This is a genomic window from Hallella bergensis DSM 17361 (assembly GCF_000160535.1).
Classification (GTDB): domain Bacteria; phylum Bacteroidota; class Bacteroidia; order Bacteroidales; family Bacteroidaceae; genus Prevotella; species Prevotella bergensis.
The window spans coordinates 654,098-677,108 of sequence record NZ_GG704781.1 but is presented as its reverse complement, the minus strand read 5'-3'; the positions used below and the strand labels follow the sequence as shown (position 1 = coordinate 677,108).

The following is a 23,011-nucleotide window of genomic DNA, read 5'->3' as shown; positions in this document are numbered from 1 at the left end:
TTGTGAGAAGACATAAAAAAGAAATAGGAAGAAAACAGTCTGTTTTCTTCCTACTCAGTTTGTTTGGAATAAGTAGTTAATTTGTTAATCTCCTACTACTTTGGTTTTACCAGCGTAAGCTTCTGGTGAGAGCACTGAAACCGTGCTCTTGTTGCGTGCTCCCTTGTGGAAGTGAACAATACCATCGGCCAAAGCATACAGCGTGTCGTCTTTGCCCTGACCTACATTCTCACCGGGGAAGTGCTTGTTACCGCGCTGGCGAACAATGATGTTGCCGGCAATAATCTTCTGACCACCCCAAATCTTTACGCCTAATCTTTTTGATTCTGAATCACGTCCGTTCTTGGAACTACCTACACCTTTTTTATGTGCCATAATGAATACCTCCTGATTTAAGCGATTACTTGTTTAACTTCTACTTCAGTGAACTGGGCGCGATGACCTTTCTTTCTGCGATAGTCTTTGCGACGCTTCATCTTGAAAACGATGATCTTGTCACCTTTTACAAGCGGGTTCACGACTTCTACTACAACTTTTGCACCTTCTACCTGTGGTGCGCCGACTGTTACTGCGCCGTCATTGTCTACGAGCAGCACCTTGTCGAACTCAACAGTTTTGCCAGCTTCGGCATCTTTCATGTGGTGTACGAAAAGCTTTTTGCCCTCCTCAACCTTAAACTGCTGACCGTTAATTTCTACGATTGCGTACATTATTATTTATAAATATAAACGGTTTTTCCGCAAGGCGAGCAACATTTGCTGCTACTTCTATAGCCTCAACGGACTAAATCAGGTGCAAAGGTACTAAAAAAGAGTGATATAAAATACAGCGAAGTGCATATTTGTTCCTTTTATGAAGGATATTAATAGTTATTAACACAACAGTTCCAGCCGAACCAGCTGTTTGTTGAGGCAGGTGCGGGTGATGGACATGTCAAATTTTATAATCATTTATCAGACAATATTTTCAGACCATCCAGATCAAAAAGCGCCATGTTTGGGCAGTGAAAATCAGTTCAAATGGGAGGAAAAATTCAGTGCAGTTGCGACTGCTATTTGCTGACAGTACGATTTGGGCTTTGTCGTCGCGCGTATCGAGCTTAGTGGCTGTGCGGATAGGGCTTAACCGCAATGCCGAATACTATCTAATCGCAGACGATAAAATGAGGGCGAGAGGAGGGCGAATCGCAAAGGTTTGATTACCAGGCAGCTATAAAACAAAGCATATTTCGCGTATTTAGGACAAAGAGAGATTTGTTCTTGAATACGCGAAATATGGAAAGGGGTTTGTCAAGTTAAATACAAAATATTATAAGGTTTTGGGAGGGCACTCCTCCTCTTCTATCGTCTCTTCCTCCAGGGTTACATACCGTTTCCAATAGGCAATGATCAGGGTGGTGAGGGGCAGAGCAATGATAAGTCCGATAAAGCCGAAGATGGTTCCCCATACCGACAGGGAGAGCAGAAGAATGGCAGGATTCAGACCCATGACCTTGCCCATGATCTTCGGGGTTACCACCATGTCGCAAATAATCTGTACGACAATAAACAGTCCTACGGCGAGTCCGAACACCACCCAGAAGTTCTGGCCCGTGTCGGCTGATTTGAGCATGGCCAAAAAGGCTGTTGGTACGAGTGCCAATGTATGGAGATAGGGCACTAAGTCGAGAATGCCAATGAGTATGCCCAGACCGATCGCCATGGGGAAATCCATGATGGTGAAGCCAATGCAAAACATGATGCCCATGCACAGCGCAACAAGTCCTTGACCGCGTATATAGTTGTTAAGTTCCCGAGCCACATCGCCCATGAGCTCTTGCCAGAATGGACGGTTTTTCTTTGGAAATATCCTTATCCAGTTGGCGGCGAGATATTCATAATCCAAGAGGATAAAGAACATGTAGAGCAGTACGATGAGTGAAGCAACGACGCTGATGACAACGCTTGCAGTCTGTCCGACAATATTAAATACTTTTGGTACGGCTGACTTGACTGCATCTGTGAAATCGGGACTTTTGAGGACCCCTTCTATTTGTTTTTGATTTTCGGAAACCCATTCGGAAATCCATTCGGAGATGCCGTTTGAATGTGTGGTTTGATTTACCCAATTGTTGAGAATGTCATAAAGCTTTTGGAACTGCTCAATCATTGGAGGTATGATCAGGTAGGTGATAAGTCCGATGACAACAATAACCAGAAGGAGAGTGATAATAATGGAAAGCACTCTGAAACGAATTTTTGCCTTGGTTTCGATGAATCTGACAATTGGGTACAGCAGATAGGCAAAAAGCCAAGCTATGGCGAATGGCAGGAGTGCCCCGCTGAGGTAGTTGAACAAGTAGAATACTGCAATGACGAGCAGACCAGCGCCTACCCACCGTACAAGCTTGTCGAATGTTATTTCTTTTTTCATATTCGTTGTTGTATTAGTCCTACATGTTAGCTATTTGTGATGACGATATTCGTTATGACTGTTCTTCTATGTTGTCGAATAGGTTGCCGGACAAGGAATTGCGGTGATCTTCCTCTAAAGCTTTCTGAAAGCAGTCTCGGCAGAGGGGTTCATACTCTGTTTTTTCCCCGAGCATAACTTGTGATTCAACGTTCACCAATCTGTGACTTGCATATGCCAATGCACCGCATCTGACGCAAATGGCATGTACCTTTGTCACTTCATCGGCCACGGCACAAAGGGCAGGAATGGAGCCGAAAGGGTTGCCACGAAAGTCCATGTCGAGTCCTGCAACGATAACGCGCACGCCTTTATTGGACATGGTGTTGCACACGTCAACGAGTTTGCTGTCGAAAAACTGGGCTTCGTCAATACCAATGACGTCGTGACCGGCATATCGTGTCAAGATTTCCTCGGCATTTTCAACAGGAGTGGAATGGATCACATTGCGGTCGTGGCTGACAACGTTCACATCGGAATAGCGCGTATCCAGGGCAGGCTTGAATATTTCAACCTTTTGCCGGGCAAACTTAGCACGCTTCATGCGTCGGATGAGTTCTTCGGTCTTGCCGGAGAACATCGAACCACATACCACCTCTATTCTTCCGGGACGGCGGTTTTCCCCAGTACTGTTTTCCATCATAGTGATTGCAAAGATAATAAAAGATGAGTACTGACCAACGAATCGATATGAAATTTTTTTATCTTGTTTAAAAAATGCAAAGAATCGTCATATTATTTTGATGCAGAATTATATTTACCTATATTTGTTTCCTATTATGGGCATTCTGTATATTGTACCCACCCCAGTGGGCAACATGGAAGATATGACGTTGCGTGCCATCCGAGTTCTGAAAGAAGCTGATTTGGTGCTGGCAGAAGATACCCGTACATCGGGCATCCTGCTGAAGCATTTTGACATAAAAAAGCGATTGATGTCGCATCATAAGTTCAACGAACACGGAACATCGGCAGACGTAGTGGATCGCCTGAAGTCAGGGCAGACAATAGCCTTGGTCAGCGATGCCGGAACGCCGGGTATCAGCGACCCTGGATTCTACTTGGTTCGGGAGGCTTTGCGCGCTGGTGTCGAAGTGATTACACTGCCAGGCTCTACGGCATGTATTCCGGCAGTTGTGTCATCAGGATTGCCTTGTGATAGGTTCTGTTTCGAGGGGTTTCTGCCTCAGAAGAAAGGGAGGAAGACTCATCTTGAAAGTCTGAAAGAAGAGCCAAGGACCATGGTTTTTTACGAATCTCCATATCGGTTGCTCAAAACCCTGTCACAGTTTGCTGAAGTGTTTGGTGGTGACCGGCAGGTAAGTGTCTCGCGCGAGATTTCCAAAATACATGAGGAGCATGTCAGGGGGACACTGGACGAGGTCATAGCCCATTTTACCGAGATAGCCCCACGGGGTGAAATCGTGATAGTTTTGGCTGGAAAGCCTGTTGTAAAAAAGAAGAAAGATTAATTATATTAAATGTATAGAATATGAAAAAGTTTTTATTATTTTCCATGGCTATAGTACTCCTACTTACTGTAGGATGTAAGGAAAAGAGAGAAGGCTCGATAGACCTTCAGAGTATGGAACAAAACGACTCCCTGCAGAAAATCATTGCTCAGCGTGATAATGAGATCAATGACATGATGGGATTGATGAACGAAATCCAGGAAGGATTCCGCGAAATCAACGAGGCCGAGAACAGAGTTAACATTGCTAAAAGCGGTGAGGGTGTGAACAAGACTCAGCAAATCAGAGAGAACATCACTTTCATATCCACTCGCATGAAGCAAAACCGTGAGCTTATCAATAAGTTGCAGAAGCAGTTACGCCAAAGTAATTTCAAAGGAAAGGAAATGGCCAAGACCGTGGAATCCATGTTGCAGCAACTTGAAGAGAAAGATAAGCAGATGCAGCAGTTGCGCGCGGATCTGGATGCCAAGAGCATACACATTACTGAGCTTGACGAGACCATAAACAATCTGAACACGAATGTTAACAATCTCAAGGAGGAAAGTGCTCGGAAATCGCAGACCATCAGCGGTCAGGATGCTCAGCTCAATACAGCATGGTATGTGTTTGGTAATAAGAAGGAGCTTAGGGAACAACGTATCCTTGTAGATGGCAAGGTGTTGCAGTCAAGCTTCAACAAGAGTTACTTTACCAAGATTGACATTCGCTCATTCAAGAGTGTGAAGCTGTACTCTAAATCGGCCAAGTTGCTGACCATGCATCCGTCAAGTAGCTACAGCTTGACCCGCGATGCTAACAACCAGTATGTGCTGAACATTATTAATCCGCAGATATTCTGGAGCACCAGTAAATATTTGGTGATATTAGTAAAGTAATACGATAGGGTAACAGCGGTTTATCGCTTGTTTTTAAAGAACGAAATCATGAGTGCCTTGCACTCTTCCTGTAATACGCCTGATGTGACTGTAGTCTTCGGATGCAGCGCATCGGGCGCATAGCGTTTATACCCTCGCTTTTCTTCTCCGACACCATAGACTATCCGACCTATTTGAGACCAGCCTATGGCTCCAGCACACATCACGCACGGTTCAACAGTGACATAGAGTGTGCAGTCGGGCAAATACTTCCCTCCCATGGTATTGGCAGCAGCTGTGATGGCAAGCATTTCGGCGTGGGCGGTTACGTCATTGAGGGTTTCGGTCTGATTGTGCGCACGCGATATGATTCGGTCGCGACACACGACAATGGCACCAATGGGAATTTCTCCCTCCTCAAAGGCTGCTTCTGCCTCCTGGATTGCCATACGCATATAGCGTTCGTCTTTCTGCTCCTGGGTTTCTTTTTCGAACATTTTATCAAAATCTATGGAGTAGGGAGCATTGTCTTGCGCCCTCCCCCGCGTTTCTCATCTGCATACAAAAATACGACATTCCTTTTGAAGTATCGAATAAAATTGACTACTTTTGCAGTGAACACAATATACTCGTTATGGCAGAGCACAATGACCTTGGCAAATGGGGGGAGGAAAGGGCAGTTGACTTCCTGACGAAACAAGGGTATGTCCTTTTGGAACATGACTGGAGATATGGTCGGAGTAAGGTTGATATAGACATTATCTGCAAATCTCCCGACCGCCATACGGTTGTGTTTGTAGAGGTGAAGACGCGCGCTTATGAACAGTTGGTCGATCCGGAAGATGCAGTAGACATCCGGAAGATCAGACATATCGGGCGGGCTGCCGACAATTATGTTAAGATGAATGGTGTGGTGGAGGAACTCCGCTTTGACATTATTGCTATCGTGGGAACTCCGAATAGCACTGACATTAATATTAATCATATAGAAGATGCGTTTAATCCGCTACTTGTTTAGAAAGAAAAAAGAGGATGACGGCATCCGTTTTATACGATTGGATGAAACGGAGAGTACCAATCGTTACGGTCTGGATCATCTTGACGAGGCCATGTCGGATGAGAATTCTCATCCGCGTATGGTGGTAGTTAGTACCGACTACCAGACTGCCGGAAGAGGACAGGGGGACAACAGTTGGGAAAGTGAACGTGGACAAAATCTTCTGTTTTCCATCTTTTGTCACCCGGTGTGGATACCCGTGCGCATGCAGTTTGTTCTTTCTAAATGCATTGCTTTGGCAATTAGGGATACATTGAGTTCGCTTACGGAACATATCACAATCAAGTGGCCTAACGACATATATTACAAGGATTTGAAAATATGTGGCATTCTCATTGAAAACCGGATTAGTGCCGGTCGTCTTAAGGATTGTGTGATTGGTGTGGGACTTAATGTTAATCAGCGGGAGTTTCACAGCGATGCACCTAATCCGGTGTCGTTGTGTCAGATACTTGGCCATGAAGTTGATCGCGATCAGTTGCTTAACGAGATTGTGAAGCGTTTTGACGAACTACTGAAGGCCAGTCAAAGCGGAAACTACAGTGGAATCGCAGCTGCGTATGCGTCATGCCTTTATCGATCGCACGGTTTTCATCCATACAAGGATAAGGAAGGGAAATTTGAGGCAGCCATTGTTGAAGTGGAGGATGACGGGTGCCTCATTCTGCGCGATCGCTCAGGAATGATTCGGGAATACAGGTTTAAAGAAGTGGAACATGTGATCTGATGTACTTGTTTTCAAGATTGAAAATAACATAAAACAATAATAAAATGGCAAGATTTAAAAGAATATTATTGAAACTTTCGGGTGAGAGTCTTATGGGTAATCAAGGCTATGGCATAGATGCGGACAGATTAAATGATTATGCCTGCCAGATTAAGGAGGTTCATGACATGGGCGTTCAAATCAGTGTTGTGATTGGCGGCGGGAACATCTTTCGCGGATTGAGTGGAAGCCAAAAGGGTTTTGACCGTGTGAAGGGTGATCAAATGGGGATGTGTGCCACAGTAATCAATTCGTTGGCTCTTAGCTCTGCACTTGATGTTATTGGTGTGAAAAACAAGGTCATGACCGCTATACGTATGGAGCCTATTGGCGAGTACTACAACAAATGGAAAGCCATCGAGGCTATGGAGGAGGGCAGGGTTTGTATTTTCTCAGCCGGAACGGGCAGTCCATACTTCACCACTGATACGGGCAGTTCACTTCGCGGCATTGAGATTGAGGCTGATGTGATGCTCAAGGGAACTCGTGTGGATGGGGTGTATAGTGCTGACCCAGAAAAAGATCCTTCTGCAACTAAATTTTCCGAAATCACTTATAAGGAAGTGTTGGAACGTGGACTCAAAGTTATGGACCTAACAGCGATTTGCATGTGTCAGGATAATAACCTGCCCATCTATGTGTTCAACATGGATGTTGTTGGCAACCTTGGAAAGGTGATAGCCGGTGAGGAAATAGGAACGCTGGTACACAATTGAGGTAGGTAAAGTATAACTCATGATGGATAGCCTGATATTAACATTGATGATCCCCTTCTTGGGTACGATGCTGGGATCTGCTTTCGTCTTTTTTATGAAAGATGAAATGTCTCCCTTATTGCAGAAAGCCTTGCTGGGGTTTGCATCGGGTGTAATGGTGGCGGCCTCAGTTTGGTCACTCATCATTCCGTCGATGGAAATGTCTGCGGATATGGGCAAGATGATGGTAGTGCCTGCAGCAGTGGGATTACTTGCCGGAATGGGCTTCCTATTGATACTCGACACAGTAACGCCTCACCTTCACATGGGTAATACTACTCCTGAGGGGCCCAGAGCTCACTTGTCCAAGGTTACGATGTTATCGTTGGCTGTCACGATACACAACTTCCCTGAGGGTATGGCGGTGGGTGTTGTCATTGCCGGAGCATTGCAAGAGGGGCAGTGGATATCAGCTGCTGGTGCCATGTCGCTGGCGATAGGTATTGCGATACAGAACATTCCCGAGGGAGCTATTATCTCCATGCCAATGAAAGCTGCGGGTGGTAGCAAGATGAAGTCGTTTGTGATGGGTACGTTGAGTGGAGTCGTTGAACCTATTGGGGCTATCTTGGTGATTCTTCTGGCTTCTGTGATGACTCCTGTCTTACCTTATTTGCTGTCTTTTGCTGCAGGAGCTATGATTTATGTCGTGATAGAGGAGCTGATTCCCGAAGCATCAGAGGGTAAACATACCAACTGGTCGACCATTGGCTTTGCTATTGGTTTTGTATTGATGATGGTGCTTGATGTGGTGTTGGGCTAAGCATTAGCCAACACCACATCACCTGTGAAAAACTCCATGGACAAACAACAGTTTGTCCATGTTCATAGCATTACTTTTTATCGCTCTTCAATATTTGTCAGTTCGATTGCCATTTCTTGTTGAAGCTCCTTGGCTTTTTGGGCAGCAGCTTTTGCAAAGTCTTTGTCGTGCCCTGCATAGATGATGCCGCGACTTGAATTAACCAGCAATCCACAGTTTTTCGTCATTCCATATTTGCAGACTTCTTGCAGACTTCCCCCTTGTGCACCAACGCCAGGGACAAGCAGGAAGTGATTGGGCGCAATTTTCCTGATGTCTTTCAACATCTTTCCTTGAGTAGCACCTACTACATACATCATATTTTCCGTGGTTGCCCATTCTTGGCTTTTGCGCATCACTTTTTCGAACAGGCGTTCACCTTTGCAGTCTTCCGTCAGCTGGAAGTCGTGAGATCCTTTGTTGGATGTGAGGGCAAGTAACACTACCCACTTATCTGGGTACTCCAAAAAAGGGCTGACGCTGTCTTCCCCCATGTAAGGAGCGATGGTGAGGGCATCGACGTTGTATTCTTTGAAGAATGTGCGCGCATACATTGACGACGTGTTGCCGATATCCCCACGTTTGGCATCAGCGATGATAAAATGTTCGGGATAGTTTTTCTTGAGATAGGTGATGGTTCGCTCAAAAGCTATCATGCCTTTTACGCCAAGGCTTTCATAAAAGGCCAGGTTCGGTTTGTATGCCACACAATAGGGTGCAGTCGCATCAATAATTTGTTGGTTGAAGGCGAAGACAGGGTCTTCTTCTGTAAGCAGATGCTCCGGAATCTTTTCGATGTCGGTATCGAGTCCCACACAAAGAAAAGATTTCTTAACCCGTATTTGTTCTATTAATTGTTGCTTGTTCATCTTTACAATTCGTTTTCTTTAAGTTTCTCTGCATTTTCAGCTACGGTGAGGTGATCTATCATATCTTGAATATCACCACCCAGAAATCCCTGCAGATCATGCGTGGTGTATCCGATGCGGTGGTCAGTGATGCGCCCTTGGGGAAAGTTGTAGGTGCGTATCTTTGCACTGCGATCGCCAGTAGATACAAGGCTCTTGCGCCGGCTCGATATATCGTTAAGATATTTGGAACGTTCGTGGTCATAAATATAGGTGTAGAGACGGCTCAATGCACGTTCCTTGTTTTTGGGCTGATCCCGAGTTTCTGTACATTCGATCAGGATCTCTTCCACCTCACCCGTGTTCGGATTTTTCCATGGATAGCGCAAGCGCACTCCGGATTCCACCTTGTTGACATTCTGCCCCCCGGCACCGCTTGATCGGAACGTGTCCCATTTGATGTCTCCCTCGTTGATGTTAACCTCAAACTTGTCAGCTTCAGGCAGTACCGCTACGGTTGCAGCAGAGGTATGCATCCGACCTTGTGTTTCGGTAGCAGGCACACGTTGCACGCGATGCACACCGCTCTCGTATTTGAGAACGCCATACACATTGTCACCGCTCACGGCAAAGTCAATTTCCTTGTATCCACCTACGGAACCCTCTGACACGCTTGTCACGCTAACAGACCACCCCTTTGTGTCGCAGAATTTCTTGTACATGTTAAATAGATCTCCGGCAAAGAGTGCAGCCTCATCACCTCCGGCACCGGCACGGATTTCCATTTGTACATTCTTTGCATCCTCCGGATCCTTGGGCACGAGAGCCATTTTAATTTCCTCTTCGAGTTGAGGTTGCAGACTTTCGTTGATTGATAGCTCTTCGCGAGCCATCTCCTTCATGTCCGCATCGCTCTCGTTAGTCATTATATCCTTGGACTCCTTGATGGCATTCAGACAATCGATGTATCTCTTACGAGCATCCATGATGTCGCTCAAGTCTTTGTATTCTTTTGTGAGCTTGACGTATCGTTTCTGGTCGGCTATGACTGAAGGGTCGGTAATAAGAGTCTTTACTTCCTCAAAGCGAGACTCTAATCCGTCAAGTTTTTCTAATATATTATTCTCTGCCATAAATACTATTTAAAAATCTATGTTATCTTCATTCGAATATGGTGTGCTGTTCTCCGTGTCCTATCTTTTTAACTCCTCTTTTGTTTTTCTATTTCGGAATTATCACATAATCCTTACTTGGAACAGCAGAAGAGCTTTTACTTAGTATTTAAATTCCCCATATTCTGATTGGATGGTCAGGGAGCGCTCTCCTTCCTCAATCCGTCCCACCACTTGGGCATCAATATTAAACCTCTTGCTGATGGATATTACTTGTTCTGCAACCTCGGGACGCACGTATATCTCCATGCGATGTCCCATGTTGAACACTTGGTACATTTCCTTCCAATCTGTGCCCGAACAGTCGTGGATGGTCTTAAACAATGGAGGCACAGGGAACATGTTATCTTTGATCACTTTGCAATTCTCATTCACGAAATGCAGTACTTTGGTCTGAGCTCCTCCCGTACAGTGCACCATGCCATGAATTTCAGGACGAAGCTCATCAAGCATACATTTAATAACAGGAGCATACGTGCGGGTGGGAGAGAGCACGAGTTGTCCGGCATCAAGCGTAACGCCATCAATCATGTCGCCAAGCTTGTACTGACCGCTGTAAACTAACTCCTCTGGCACGGCATGGTCATAGCTTTCAGGATATTTCTCTGCCAGATACTTGGCAAAAACATCATGACGGGCGCTGGTCAAGCCATTGCTACCCATACCCCCGTTATACTGTTTCTCGTAAGAGGCTTGTCCGGTGGAGCTTAGTCCTACAATCACATCGCCCGGGCGAATGTTGGCATTGTCGATCACATCCGATCGCTTCATCCGGCACGTAACAGTGGAGTCTACGATGATTGTTCGAACAAGGTCACCCATGTCGGCCGTCTCACCGCCGGTAGGCCATATCCCAATTCCCATTTCGCGCATTTGTGCAAGTAATTCATCAGTACCGTTGATAATCGCACTAATCACCTCGCCGGGAACCAGCATTTTGTTCCGGCCTATGGTGCTCGAAACGAGAATATTATCCACCGCACCCACGCACAGCAAGTCATCGGTGTTCATCACAATGGCATCTTGTGCGATACCTTTCCACACGCTTATATCGCCGGTTTCTTTCCAATACATATAGGCCAGCGAGGATTTGGTTCCGGCACCATCAGCATGCATGATGTTACAATAGTCTGGGTCGCCGCCCAGCACGTCGGGGATTATTTTACAAAATGCCTGGGGAAAAAGTCCCTTGTCAATGTTCTTGATGGCCTTGTGTACGTCCTCTTTGGCAGCACTCACGCCACGCATCATATATCTGTTGTTCATAATTGATGATATCTAAAATCAGTCTTCACTATTCCAAAACTCCCAGCTGACAAAGGCCTGCAGGAGCAGCATTTCCAGTCCGTTCTTCACCACAGCCCCATGTTCCATGCCTTTTTTCATAAACAGGGTTTCGTCTGGGTTGTATATCAGGTCGTATAATAGATTATTTGAATCCATGGCCTCATACGGCAGTTTAGGGTATTCGTCAGCGTTCGGATACATGCCACAGGGAGTGCAGTTCACGATCACATTGTATTCTTTCACAATGTCGGCTGTGATATTTTCGTATTGTATGGTGTCCGCATGCTCATAGCGGCTCACCTTCACGGTCTCCAAACCAAGCGATTTAAGTCCATAGTCAATAGCTTTGGACGCACCGCCGGTGCCGAGAATCAATGCCTTTTTATGGTAGGGTTTTATCAAGGGGTCAATACTTTTGGTAAATCCGATGACATCGCTGTTGTACCCCTTTAATTGAGTATCCTTGCCTTTATGACTCACTTTGATAACATTCACAGCTCCAATGGCACGTGCTTCCGGACTTAGGACGTCAAGATAGGCTATAACCCTTTCCTTATAGGGGAGAGTGACGTTCAGGCCTTTCAGATTCGGATTTGTGTCCACGACTTCCGGGAAATCTTCTATGGAGGGTATTTCAAAATTCTCGTAGATGGCATCTATTCCCTCACTCTTGAATTTCTCATTGAAAAATCCAATCGAGAAGGAATGCGTCAGCGGATAACCTATCAGTCCATATTTGTCCATTTTACTTTGTATTTAGTTTGTCATTCAACTACATAAAACGTAGTTAACAATTATTTTTGAGCTAAATATAGCGTACAAATTCCAAAAGTGAGTCGTTTGAAGGATACTTCCTGAAATCCAGCTTTCCTCAAAATATCCATCATTTGTTCGCCTTGTGGGAATGCCTCAATGGTGGCCGTCAGATATTCATAGGCACTCTTGTCTTTGGCAAAAAGACTTGCAAACAGTGGGAGGATGGTATGCGAGTATAATGCATATAGCTGTTTCATGGGAAATTTAACAGGCGTTGTAAGTTCCACCACGCTTAAGTGTCCTCCCGGCCTAAGCACCCGGTGCATTTCGCTGAGCCCTTTGTCAAGGTCTTGAAAATTGCGAATGCCGAAAGCCGCTGTTACGGCATCGAACGTGTTGTCAGCAAACGACATGTTGAGTGAGTCTTCCTTCTGAAAACTAATCATATCCCCCATGCCCATAGCTTCCACTTTCTTGCGTCCTATGGCCATCATTCCCTCAGATATGTCAGCCCCAATTACTTTCTGAGGTTTGAGCAATGATGCCGATTGTATGGCAAAGTCACCGGTTCCGGTAGCAATGTCGAGAATAACTTGAGGATGGAAACCCTCCAGCTGCCTGATAGCCTTGCGTCTCCATCCTTTGTCTATATTCCACGACAGGCGGTGGTTTAGGGTGTCGTAATTGTCGGCAATGTTGTCAAACATTTTTTCTACGAGCTTTCCCTTGTCACCACTGCTGCCGTATGGTTTAATCTTTTCTTGCTGGTACATATAGAATTTTACTTGCGTTTGGCAAGATAATCCTTAACGTTGCGCTCTATTCTCGCAGCGATATCTTCCTCTTCATCAGCCTTGTTAAACTTTTCTCCGGTGATGTGCTCGTAGAGTTCGATATATCTTTCAGAAACACTCTCTGCATACTCGTCGGTAATCTCGGGCATTGTTTGTCCGGGCTCGTTCATAAAGTTATGGTCAATGAGCCATTGGCGTACAAACTCCTTGGAGAGTTGCTTTTGTGGTTCGCCTTTTTCGAAACGATCTTCATAGCCGTCTGCATAAAAATACCGGCTTGAGTCGGGAGTGTGTATCTCGTCGATCAGATATATCTGGTCGCCACTCTTTCCGAATTCATATTTGGTATCTACGAGGATCAGACCATGTTTGGCAGCGATTTCCTGTCCGCGTTCAAACAGTTTACGGGTCCAGTCTTCTATGATGGCATAGTCTTCGGCAGATACAATTCCCTGCGAGATAATTTCCTCACGCGAGATGTTCAGGTCGTGCCCTTCGTCAGCCTTTGTTGTCGGAGTGATGATGGGCTCAGGAAAACGTTGGTTTTCGCGCATGCCCTCAGGCAGCTTTACGCCACAAAGCTCTCGGCATCCGTCCTTGTATGCTCTCCAAGCAGATCCCGTGAGAATGGACCGGATAATCATCTCAACACGAAATCCCTCGCATTTCACTCCCACGGTTACCATGGGGTCGGGAGTGGCAAGTTTCCAATTCGGACAAATATCCTTGGTGTCATCCAAAAATTTTGCTGCAATTTGGTTGAGCACTTGCCCTTTGAAAGGTATACCTTTAGGCAACACAACATCAAATGCTGAGATGCGGTCGGTGGCTACCATGACGATAAGGTCGTCGTCAATGTTGTAAACGTCGCGCACTTTACCGTGGTAAACACTCTTTTGTCCTTCGAAATGGAAATCCGTTTTTGTTAATGCTTTCATAAACACTTTTCCCCGTTCCTTATCCAAGGAATGCTCTACGCTTGGGGGGCTCCTATTATTAAATGGTTAAACTTTAAATTTCTGTACTGTCATTGGCTTCAAGGTGAGAATGCCGCCTTTCATGAGAAGATTTTCGATACTCTTTCTCTTCTTTCTGCCTCTGTCGGTCGTAGGCTTCGTAGGCATTGACAATGCTGGTGACGAGCTTGTGACGAACAATATCTTTTTGTGTGAGTTTGATAAAAGATATATCCTCGATTCCCGACAGAATATCTAAGGCTTCCTTCAGTCCGCTCTTCTGCTCGCGGGGAAGGTCAATCTGTGTCATGTCTCCGGTGATGACCATCTTCGAGTTCCACCCCATGCGGGTGAGAAACATTCTGATCTGTGCTGTAGTCGTGTTCTGTGCTTCATCAAGAATGATAATCGCATCGCTCAGGGTTCGCCCTCTCATAAATGCCAAGGGAGCTATTTGGATAATCCGTTTATCCATCATGTCCTGCAGTCGGGATGATGGAATCATGTCCTCCAAGGCGTCGTATAGTGGCTGCAGATAGGGGTCTATCTTCTCTTTCATGTCTCCAGGCAGGAATCCTAATTTCTCGCCGGCCTCTACAGCTGGTCGGCTCAGTATTATTTTTTTTGCACTTTTCTCTTTCAGGGCTTTTACTGCCAAGGCGATGCTGAGATAAGTCTTTCCGGTTCCGGCCGGCCCAACAGCAAATATCATGTCTTGTTTCGCAAAAGCGTCTACGAGGAGTTGTTGATTGGCCGAGCGTGCCTTGATAGGCTTGCCGGAGGTGCTGAAGACCACGACGTCTTTTACGGCATCAGCCTTGGTTTTGTGACCTTTGATAATATCCAGAATGTCTTCGTCCGAAATAGAATTGTATTTCAGAACATGCTTGCGCATGTTTTCAATGCAAGCCTCTATTTTCCTAATGTCCTCCTCGTCGCCTAAGATCCTAATGACATTATCGCGTGCCATGACGCGCAGCTGGGGGAACAAGGATTTGAGCATCTGGAGATGCACGTTGTTTATTCCATAGAAAACAACTGGGTCAATATCCTCTAAAATAATATGTTTCTCTATCAAAATACCTACTTATAATTAGATCAACACGAACAATGCAAAATTACAATAAATATATGAATTTGAGAAAATAATTTCAGGAAATGTATCGAGGTGTCTTGAATAAAATAAAATTACCGGATTCTCATGTTTTTTCGGTAGATATCCAGAGCAAAAAGCGCCATGTTTCGGTCGTTGAATTAAGGTTGGTCAAGTGCAAAAATAATGGTGGTTGCGTGGTTGGTACCTTTTGGCGATGCGGTTGGAGCTTTGTGAGCATACGTCGACAGCTTTGTCATCGTGCGGTTAGACTTTAACCGTCCGGCCGTTTGATATCTAAACAAGGAAGATAAAATTCGTTTCTTATAAGAAAATTTGATAAGTAGTTGAATTCCAACGATATAATAAGCATCCTTAAATTTTTAAAATCTCAGGCCGAAGACTATTTGTTATGAAATAAAAGAATTTTAGAAAGGGGATTGTCAGGAAAATTACATGAACTTATTAATCCGTGAGTCATTGATGTATAACAATTCTTTTGTTTCTATTAACCTGAGTTCGGGATAAGAATGTCCTGTTCTCGATAGCTTCCCCAAGGACATAAATATATCTCCTCTATCTTGAGACAGAGATTATCCATAAGTTTCCATCAAGCTCTGATATGACTGACTTTAGATCAGTGTGAGCTGCTGTCCTTGTCGGTCTATAGAGAAATCTACATTGATAGCCGGCTTCTTCTCAAAGAAACAGTAGGCTGCAAGTGCCGACAGTGCATTTATGACAAAATTAAAAACGCTCCTATGTCTGGAGTGTACCAGCTGTGCCACGTTTCTCAGTTCATCATTGATGATTTCTATGACCGACCTCTTTCTGAACAATATCTTGTCATACAAGGGTATTAGCTTGTTCTTCATGTTACTCCTCAGCCCCGTGACAAGGTCAATGCCATCATTGTATAATCTTTCGAAAAGCCCTTGGGATATATACCCCTTATCAGCAAACAACTTGCCGAAGAGGTTGTCACTGAGCCTGCTGAACACTCTTTCATCCCTATCATCCACATTCGCCTTGGTGAACATGAAGTTAATCAACTCCCTACGCTCGTTGCAAATCAAGTGCAGTTTGAAGCCGAAATATCATCCCATCGTGCTTTTCCCGATTAAGGCGTATCCCTTGAATACCTTATTGCGACGGATGCGCTTGTTGTGGCACACTGGTATGGGCGTGCTGTCTATGAAACTTATTCCGGTACAACGTCCCAGACAGCACACTTGAAGAAACTGCATCATCTCAACAGCAACTCTTGATTCCAGTTCTATGAAACGGTTATAGGAGAGTTGCTCGGAGAAACAAGTCCCTCAAGTGCTCCCTGACATAAAATAGATAGTAATGCTTGAAATTGCGGAAGTCATTGAAGTGGAAACAGATGAGAATAGTCATAATCTCCGCACGGCTCATTCGCCATTTACGCTTTCTATGCTTGATGCCGTCAGGCTCCTGCAGAGCCAGTTTTGCTATTTCAACATCAAATTCCTTGCAGAAGTCATCTGCAATACAAAAAATCTCTGTAATTTTGTCTTTGGTAATCATCGCTATAATATTTGTAACTTGTTGATAATCATATATAGAGGTACAAAATATAACGAGATTACCAACTTTTTCATCACTTTCTTATCCCGAACTCAGATTATAAATATGTTAAGATCGAAGAAAAAACCATAATTATGGTTATTATTCGCATTGTTGTCGTTAGAAGATTCTTGTTTCTATTGTTTTATGATTAACTTTGTAATAATTACAAATAACAAGTTATTCATTCATTGCATTACATTAAATAAAAAGATGGAAACAATTATCAATGCACAAATTCCTGAGTTTAAGGTTCAGGCATTCCAAAAGGGAGAGTTTAAGACAGTTTCAAACGAAGATATCAAGGGCAAATGGGCAATCTTCTTCTTCTACCCAGCCGACTTTACCTTTGTATGTCCTACAGAGTTAGTAGACTTAGCAGGCAAGTACGAAGAATTAAAGAAAATGGGTGTGGAGGTGTTCTCTGTTAGTTGCGATACCCACTTTGTACACAAAGCATGGTACGACACATCTGACAGTATCAAGAAGATTAACTACACCATGCTTGCCGACCCATTGGCAGTGTTGGCAAAGGGCTTTGGCGTTTACAAAGCAGACGAAGGTGTAGCTTATCGCGGTACTTTCTTGGTAGATCCAGAGGGCAAGATTAAGATTGCAGAGATTCAAGACAATAGCATTGGTCGCAACGCAGACGAGTTGGTACGTAAGGTATCAGCAGCACAGTTCGTAGAATCTCACCCCGGTGAAGTTTGTCCAGCAAAGTGGAAGCAGGGTGAAGAGACATTGAAACCAAGCATCGACTTAGTAGGAAAACTGTAAGAAGGATTAAAAACCCAACTTGAAAGGTAGCTGAGAGAAAACACCTACGAACTTAGTATCGTTGTTGCTTTCTCAAGCTGCCTTTTTTTATTCCTTTTTACATTCCTGTTAGAAACATAATGAAAAATTACTCAAATATAAACAATTTATAGCACAATGTTAGATACAACTATCTTACAACAGGTTAAAGATGTTTTTAAAGGCTTAACCCATCATTATACTTTCAAAGTAACGGCGCATCCGCAGCATGAAAAAGCCGCAGAACTAAAAGAATTTATCAACGACTTTGTTTCCACATCCCAGCTTTTTAAGGCACAATTTGTGGAGACCGATGACATGACTATTCAGTTCTCTCTACTGAAAGACAATGAAGAAACAGGCGTTATGTTTCGTGGCATACCCAACGGTCATGAGTTTACGTCACTTCTTTTGGCTGTTCTAAATGCCGATGGCAAGGGTAAGAACCTGCCTGATGATGCGATTTGCAAGCGCATCCAACGGCTCAAAGGAAACATCAAACTGCAAACATACGTATCGTTAACCTGCACCAACTGTCCCGACATCGTACAGGCGTTGAACGTCATGGCGCTGACCAGTTCAAAAATTACGCACGAAATGATAGATGGAGCCTTGTTTCAAGACGAGGTAGACAACTTGAATATTCAAGCTGTGCCAACGGTATATGCCAACGGAGAGTTATTGCACATAGGGCGGGGTAGCTTGGGAGAACTGCTGACTAAATTAGAAGACATGATTGGCAGCGAAGAGGATGAGAACCAAGAACCTGTGGAACGTCGTTACGATGTTGTAGTTGTGGGAGGTGGTCCTGCTGGAGCGTCGGCTGCTATTTATTCTGCACGCAAGGGTTTGCATGTAGCTATCATTGCAAATAATATCGGTGGCCAGATGAAAGATACGGTTGGCATAGAAAACTTTATATCTGTTCCCAAGACAACAGGAGCGAAGATGGCTGACAATCTCCTTACACACCTCAAGGAATACCCTATTGATGTGTTTGACAACAGAAAGGTTGACAAGGTGTTTTTCGACGAAAAACTAAAAAAAGTACATGTAAAAGGCGGTGAAATATTTATCTCACCTGCGGTCATCATTGCCACAGGTGCAAGTTGGAGAAAGCTCAACGTACAAGACGAGGCTAAGTATATGGGACATGGCGTACACTTCTGTCCCCACTGCGACGGTCCGTTCTATAGGAACAAGCATGTGGCAGTGGTCGGAGGAGGCAACTCTGGCGTAGAAGCGGCTATCGATTTGGCGGGTATCTGCAAACAGGTAACCGTACTTGAATTTGGCGAGACCTTGCGAGCTGACACCGTTTTACAAGAAAAAGCGAAAAGTTTAGATAATGTGGAAATATTCACCATGGCACAAACCACGGCTATTGTGGGCGACGGACAGAAAGTAACAGCCATTCGTGTGAAGAACCGCAACAACGATGAAGAACGTGACATAGCAGTAGACGGCATCTTTGTACAGATAGGATTGGCTGCCAATGCCGACCCTTTCCGTGAGACGCTTCCGTTAAATCAACGCCACGAGATAGAGGTAGACAACTATTGTAGGACTACCGTACCTGGCGTTTATGCTGCAGGAGACGTTACCAACGTACCCTATAAACAAATCATGATAGCCATGGGCGAAGGAGCCAAAGCAGCCCTTTCTGCCTTTGACGACAGGATTAGGGGCGTAATTTAGTTTGTCATTTGTTTCCTGAAGTTGCAACATCTTTAGACGAAATGTGATTACATTAAAAAGAACGTACGAATAAAGCAGCTTGTTTTGCTTTTCTTGTGCAGATAGGATAGCATTCCATGCGAGTGCCATCTTGTCTATAGGGTCGTTTCATGGATAACCTCTGTCTCAAGATAGAGGATATATATTTATGCCCTAAGGTGAGCTATTGAGAACAGGACATTCTTATCTCGAATTCTGGTTAATAGCTTTTTTGAAGTTTAAAGTCAGGCTTGAACAGCTGTTCCGCAATCCAATTTGGCAAAGCCTGTACGGAAATGCAAATATGATAATTTCTTAGGTGTAAAAGTGCCTTTTCCTGCATTTTGTTTTTGTGGATCTTTAGATTTGTGCTATTTTTGCATGAGAAATGAAAATAACGAAAACAAAATTTTTAAAGGGATTTTTGGCTGTCACGCTTGTCTTGGCTTTGATTCGTTGCATCTTTCCTTCTGTTGCAGAGGACAGAACGGTTAAAGTATCGCAGGAAGATACGGTGTCATCGACTGAATCTCAAGATAATATCGCGACAACCAGAAGTGTGACGCCGGGACGGGAAACGAAGGGAGAGTCTGAAACAAGGACGGGAGCTAAGTTTTTCAGGCCCGACGGCTCTGTAGCCAAAAACAGGATATTGAGCGTTCCCGGATACTCCAAGTCGTTCCCCGATGCTCAGGATGTGCAGTATACTGCAGCTCAAAAATGGGGCGTAAAGCCTGTGGCCAACAGGGATGAGGCTGAGACGAGAAAGTCTGAACTGGTGTATGTGGCCGGCAATCCTTATTTTCATGTAGACAAGCTCAATAACAGCATTCCGTATCTTGTGCCACGTGCTTCCCATTTGCTTCACGATATTGGAGTTGTGTTTTTTGACAGCCTCCAGCTGAAAGGCGTTCCTTTGCATAAACTGATAGTGACCAGCGTGATGCGGTCGAAGGATGATGTCGCCAAACTATATGGTCGAAACAGGAATGCCACGCTGAACAGTTGCCACATGTATGGCACTACTTTCGACATTTGCTACAACCGATACAAAACTGTGGAGGCACCCGGAGAAAATCGGCGACAGGTGCGCAACGACACCTTGAAATACATTTTGGCAGAGGTGTTGCGCGATATGAGGGAATCCGGCAGATGTTATGTGAAATATGAAGTGCATCAAGGATGTTTTCATATTACTACAAGGTAGGAATCAGGGGTGCTTGCCCACCTCGTACTCTTCTTTCGCCCAAATTACTTTTCCATACAAATCATAGTAATGATCTTGAGCCATCCAGCGCTGTTTGTCCGGAGAGGCGGCTGGATTGAGGCAACGGGTGCCCCGTTTGATAATAATACACCCTTTGCGTCGCTTGATGTTGAAACCCACACCAACCTTATAATAACGCTTGGTTCGGGAGTCGTATCGCCATAGTTCCTGACCTGCATCCATATATGAAGGCACAAGGTTGCCTTTGTCCACGGCTATGAAAATAAAGTTGCCGTCGGGGCTCAGCCATGTCAACAAAATCTTGTCATAGCTCGTGTTGGAAAACACGGCTTCTTCCCGTCGATTGGTGAGCACATCATAGCGGTAGAGTCTGTTGGTGTTTGTATAATAGAGGCTATGACGATGGTTGTCTGTGTATTTTGCAACGACAACAGACGTTTCCGGCAAGCTCTTAGCCATGGCTTTGACTCTATTGGCTACAGGAGTTTGCGAGTTTGCCATTGTTATCGAAAACAACGATATAAGTAGAATGCGAATTCGTTTTCTCAAAATTTGGATTTATAAAACAGGGACGTCTCCGGAAAAGAATTCCAATTCAACGTCCCTGTTGTTCCTTGATGATATGGGTATTGAATATCCCCGCGCTGTCTAATAAGCGAATAGGGGATATTCTTTCATTGTAGCATTCACTTTTTCACGAACGCTCTTGATTACCTGATCGTTCTCAGGATCGGCCAGCACGTTGTCGATCAGGTCGGCCACGAGATGCATGAGGTCTTCCTTTGCTCCACGTGTTGTCATGGCAGCTGTACCCAGGCGGATACCGGAGGTTTGGAATGCGCTGCGCTCGTCATAGGGCACCTTGTTCTTGTTGACAGTGATATCGGCTGCAACAAGTGCATTTTCGGCAATCTTACCGGTCAGATCGGGATACTTTTGCCGCAGATCCAGAAGCATGGAGTGATTGTCGGTGCCACCGCTGACAATGCTGAAGCCATGGTCTGTAAGGGCTTGTGCCAGTACTGTTGCATTTTTCTTGACCTGCTGTGCATATTCCTTCCAGGATGGGAGGAGGTTTTCGCCAAACCCTACGGCTTTGGCAGCTATAACATGTTCCAAGGGACCACCTTGATTTCCTGGGAACACGGCGGAATTCAGAATCATGGACATAGGCTTGACTATGCCCTTCTTGGTGGTATATCCCCATGGGTTATCAAAATCTTTGCCGAGAAGGATAACTCCACCACGAGGTCCGCGAAGAGTTTTGTGAGTTGTTGTGGTAACAATATGGGCATATTTGAGAGGATTGTCGAGCAGGCCTGCGGCAATAAGTCCTGCAGGATGTGCCATGTCGATCATGAGCAAGGCTCCTACCGCGTCGGCAATTTTACGCATGCGTGCATAATCCCATTCGCGGCTATAGGCAGATCCACCGCCGATAATCAGCTTGGGTTTGTGTTCCATGGCCAGGCGTTCCATCTCGTCATAGTCAACACGTCCACTTTCCCGATCCAAGGTATATCCAACGGGGTTGTAAAGAATACCGGATGTATTAACGGCACTACCATGGGAGAGGTGTCCGCCTTGGTCGAGGTCGAGACCCATAAACGTGTCTCCGGGCTTTAAAACAGCTAACAATACTGCTTGGTTAGCTTGCGCGCCGGAATGAGGCTGGACATTGGCATATTCCGCGCCAAAAAGTTTCTTGACACGCTCGATGGCCAGTGTCTCCACTTGGTCTACAACTTGGCAACCGCCATAATAGCGTTTCCCTGGATAGCCTTCAGCATATTTGTTGGTCAGGTAACTGCCCATGGCCTGCATGACCTCATCGCTGACAAAGTTTTCGGAAGCAATAAGCTCCATGCCCCTAAGCTGGCGCTGGTGCTCTTGTTCTATGAGATTAAAAATTTCCTGGTCTCTTTGCATCTTCTTGACGTTTGTTTATATATAAGTGATTTGTATTATAATTTGATTGCAAATATATAGAATTAATCTATCATTGGCAACCAAAACATGATTATTTGTATACAAGACGGTAGAAAAACAGTGACATGGTGTTAAACCAGCTCAACTTGGTCTATGTCTTGTTCCATGTCGCAATAATGGCATTTTAATATGCCTGCATTTTTATCGATTACAGTGAAGAATGTCTGCATGGGTTCATTGTTTGTAATGCACTTGGGATTGTTGCACTTGACAATTCCATGAAGCTCATCGGGCGTTATCACCTCCTTCTTCTCCACAACTTCGTAATCCTTAATCATATTAAGAATGATTTTGGGTGCAACGACAGACAGTTTGCTTATTTCCTCGTCTGTAAAAAATTTGTTGGAAATCTTGATGATTCCCTTTTTCCCAATTTTACTTGACGGAAGGTTGTAGCCAATGGTGACCTGCACGTCTAAAGCATGAAGGTTCAATAGTTTGACAACTTGGTATGTTCTATTGGCCGGGATATGGTCTATTACGGTACCATTTTCGATGGCAGCAACTTGTAATTCTTTTTTTCCCATAATATTGAATGATAATGTGAAGGATGGTCAAATGATCGTGACATCGCTTTTGATGTCTTCCAGCGATATGCCTAAGCAATGACAGAAAATGGCTTGG

24 protein-coding genes and 1 pseudogene are annotated in these 23,011 nt (G+C 44.7%); 9 read left to right on the top strand and 16 right to left on the bottom strand.

Annotated elements, in window-relative coordinates; translation table 11 throughout:
• Positions 1-84 precede the first annotated feature (84 nt).
• The 4 genes from rpmA to HMPREF0645_RS06795 form a co-directional block, all read right to left on the bottom strand.
• Positions 85-375 (bottom strand): 50S ribosomal protein L27, encoded by a 291-nt coding sequence (rpmA, locus tag HMPREF0645_RS06810; protein WP_007174193.1) that lies wholly within the window; start codon positions 373-375, stop codon positions 85-87.
• A gap of 17 nt (positions 376-392) precedes the next feature.
• Positions 393-710 (bottom strand): 50S ribosomal protein L21, encoded by a 318-nt coding sequence (gene rplU, locus HMPREF0645_RS06805; protein ID WP_007174192.1) that lies wholly within the window; start codon positions 708-710, stop codon positions 393-395.
• A gap of 598 nt (positions 711-1,308) precedes the next feature.
• Positions 1,309-2,412 carry an AI-2E family transporter gene (locus HMPREF0645_RS06800; protein WP_007174191.1) on the bottom strand — a complete coding sequence of 368 codons (1,104 nt, stop codon included), beginning with the start codon at positions 2,410-2,412 and terminating at the stop codon, positions 1,309-1,311.
• Between the two features lie 52 nt (positions 2,413-2,464).
• Positions 2,465-3,094, bottom strand: coding sequence for a thymidine kinase (locus HMPREF0645_RS06795; protein ID WP_007174190.1), 630 nt, complete (start codon positions 3,092-3,094; stop codon positions 2,465-2,467).
• Positions 3,095-3,230: 136 nt separating this feature from the next.
• On the opposite strand from HMPREF0645_RS06795, the gene rsmI reads away from it, so the two are divergent.
• Positions 3,231-3,923, top strand: a complete 693-nt coding sequence (rsmI, locus tag HMPREF0645_RS06790; protein ID WP_044123450.1) for a 16S rRNA (cytidine(1402)-2'-O)-methyltransferase — start codon at positions 3,231-3,233, stop codon at positions 3,921-3,923.
• Positions 3,924-3,943: 20 nt separating this feature from the next.
• Positions 3,944-4,801, top strand: coding sequence for a Cbp1 family collagen-binding glycoprotein adhesin (locus tag HMPREF0645_RS06785; RefSeq protein ID WP_007174188.1), 858 nt, complete (start codon positions 3,944-3,946; stop codon positions 4,799-4,801).
• A gap of 20 nt (positions 4,802-4,821) precedes the next feature.
• Here HMPREF0645_RS06785 and HMPREF0645_RS06780 read toward each other — a convergent pair whose 3' ends face one another.
• Positions 4,822-5,277 carry a nucleoside deaminase gene (locus HMPREF0645_RS06780; RefSeq protein ID WP_007174187.1) on the bottom strand — a complete coding sequence of 152 codons (456 nt, stop codon included), beginning with the start codon at positions 5,275-5,277 and terminating at the stop codon, positions 4,822-4,824.
• 137 nt (positions 5,278-5,414) lie between these two features.
• Between HMPREF0645_RS06780 and HMPREF0645_RS06775 the strand changes: the two genes are divergently transcribed.
• Genes HMPREF0645_RS06775 through HMPREF0645_RS06760 form a run of 4 tightly spaced genes read left to right on the top strand, consistent with a single transcriptional unit; the run spans position 5,415 to position 8,121 of the window.
• Positions 5,415-5,798, top strand: a complete 384-nt coding sequence (locus tag HMPREF0645_RS06775) for a YraN family protein (protein WP_007174186.1) — start codon at positions 5,415-5,417, stop codon at positions 5,796-5,798.
• Positions 5,773-6,564 (top strand): biotin--[acetyl-CoA-carboxylase] ligase, encoded by a 792-nt coding sequence (locus HMPREF0645_RS06770; RefSeq protein WP_044123353.1) that lies wholly within the window; start codon positions 5,773-5,775, stop codon positions 6,562-6,564. The genes HMPREF0645_RS06775 and HMPREF0645_RS06770 overlap by 26 nt, the downstream gene beginning before the upstream one ends.
• Before the next feature lie 44 nt (positions 6,565-6,608).
• Positions 6,609-7,319: a UMP kinase gene (pyrH, locus tag HMPREF0645_RS06765; RefSeq protein ID WP_007174184.1), complete on the top strand. Its 711-nt coding sequence runs from the start codon at positions 6,609-6,611 to the stop codon at positions 7,317-7,319.
• 22 nt (positions 7,320-7,341) lie between these two features.
• Positions 7,342-8,121 carry a ZIP family metal transporter gene (locus tag HMPREF0645_RS06760; RefSeq protein ID WP_044123449.1) on the top strand — a complete coding sequence of 260 codons (780 nt, stop codon included), beginning with the start codon at positions 7,342-7,344 and terminating at the stop codon, positions 8,119-8,121.
• 77 nt (positions 8,122-8,198) lie between these two features.
• On the opposite strand, the gene pyrF is transcribed toward HMPREF0645_RS06760, so the two are convergent.
• From pyrF to HMPREF0645_RS06720, 8 genes and pseudogenes are all read right to left on the bottom strand, one after another.
• Positions 8,199-9,029, bottom strand: coding sequence for an orotidine-5'-phosphate decarboxylase (pyrF, locus tag HMPREF0645_RS06755; protein WP_007174182.1), 831 nt, complete (start codon positions 9,027-9,029; stop codon positions 8,199-8,201).
• 2 nt (positions 9,030-9,031) lie between these two features.
• Positions 9,032-10,141, bottom strand: a complete 1,110-nt coding sequence (gene prfA / locus HMPREF0645_RS06750; protein WP_007174181.1) for a peptide chain release factor 1 — start codon at positions 10,139-10,141, stop codon at positions 9,032-9,034.
• 141 nt (positions 10,142-10,282) lie between these two features.
• Complete coding sequence (locus tag HMPREF0645_RS06745) at positions 10,283-11,446, bottom strand: AIR synthase-related protein (RefSeq protein ID WP_007174180.1); 1,164 nt, start codon at positions 11,444-11,446, stop codon at positions 10,283-10,285.
• A gap of 18 nt (positions 11,447-11,464) precedes the next feature.
• Positions 11,465-12,211 carry a shikimate dehydrogenase family protein gene (locus tag HMPREF0645_RS06740; RefSeq protein ID WP_007174179.1) on the bottom strand — a complete coding sequence of 249 codons (747 nt, stop codon included), beginning with the start codon at positions 12,209-12,211 and terminating at the stop codon, positions 11,465-11,467.
• 50 nt (positions 12,212-12,261) lie between these two features.
• A complete protein-coding gene (gene ubiE / locus HMPREF0645_RS06735; protein ID WP_007174178.1) occupies positions 12,262-12,996 on the bottom strand; it encodes a bifunctional demethylmenaquinone methyltransferase/2-methoxy-6-polyprenyl-1,4-benzoquinol methylase UbiE in 735 nt (244 codons plus the stop codon).
• An 8-nt stretch (positions 12,997-13,004) separates the two neighbouring features.
• Positions 13,005-13,955 carry a phosphoribosylaminoimidazolesuccinocarboxamide synthase gene (locus HMPREF0645_RS06730; protein ID WP_007174177.1) on the bottom strand — a complete coding sequence of 317 codons (951 nt, stop codon included), beginning with the start codon at positions 13,953-13,955 and terminating at the stop codon, positions 13,005-13,007.
• A 73-nt stretch (positions 13,956-14,028) separates the two neighbouring features.
• Positions 14,029-15,051: a PhoH family protein gene (locus HMPREF0645_RS06725; protein ID WP_007174176.1), complete on the bottom strand. Its 1,023-nt coding sequence runs from the start codon at positions 15,049-15,051 to the stop codon at positions 14,029-14,031.
• Positions 15,052-15,698: 647 nt separating this feature from the next.
• Positions 15,699-16,617 (bottom strand): annotated as a pseudogene (locus HMPREF0645_RS06720) (IS982 family transposase).
• A gap of 252 nt (positions 16,618-16,869) precedes the next feature.
• Here HMPREF0645_RS06720 and ahpC point away from each other — a divergent pair.
• The 3 genes from ahpC (at position 16,870) to HMPREF0645_RS06705 (ending at position 20,377) form a co-directional block, all read left to right on the top strand.
• The gene (gene ahpC / locus HMPREF0645_RS06715; protein ID WP_044123352.1) at positions 16,870-17,436 is read left to right on the top strand and encodes an alkyl hydroperoxide reductase subunit C; all 567 of its coding nucleotides are present in this window, start codon (positions 16,870-16,872) and stop codon (positions 17,434-17,436) included.
• A gap of 156 nt (positions 17,437-17,592) precedes the next feature.
• Entirely contained in the window at positions 17,593-19,152 is a 1,560-nt protein-coding gene (gene ahpF / locus HMPREF0645_RS06710) for an alkyl hydroperoxide reductase subunit F (protein ID WP_007174171.1), read from the top strand.
• Between the two features lie 406 nt (positions 19,153-19,558).
• Positions 19,559-20,377: a DUF5715 family protein gene (locus HMPREF0645_RS06705; protein WP_007174169.1), complete on the top strand. Its 819-nt coding sequence runs from the start codon at positions 19,559-19,561 to the stop codon at positions 20,375-20,377.
• Between the two features lie 3 nt (positions 20,378-20,380).
• Here HMPREF0645_RS06705 and HMPREF0645_RS06700 read toward each other — a convergent pair whose 3' ends face one another.
• From HMPREF0645_RS06700 to pyrI, 3 genes are all read right to left on the bottom strand, one after another.
• Complete coding sequence (locus HMPREF0645_RS06700; protein ID WP_044123351.1) at positions 20,381-20,899, bottom strand: hypothetical protein; 519 nt, start codon at positions 20,897-20,899, stop codon at positions 20,381-20,383.
• A gap of 147 nt (positions 20,900-21,046) precedes the next feature.
• A complete protein-coding gene (gene glyA / locus HMPREF0645_RS06695) occupies positions 21,047-22,327 on the bottom strand; it encodes a serine hydroxymethyltransferase (protein WP_007174166.1) in 1,281 nt (426 codons plus the stop codon).
• 131 nt (positions 22,328-22,458) lie between these two features.
• The gene (gene pyrI, locus HMPREF0645_RS06690; protein WP_007174165.1) at positions 22,459-22,914 is read right to left on the bottom strand and encodes an aspartate carbamoyltransferase regulatory subunit; all 456 of its coding nucleotides are present in this window, start codon (positions 22,912-22,914) and stop codon (positions 22,459-22,461) included.
• Positions 22,915-23,011 lie beyond the last annotated feature (97 nt).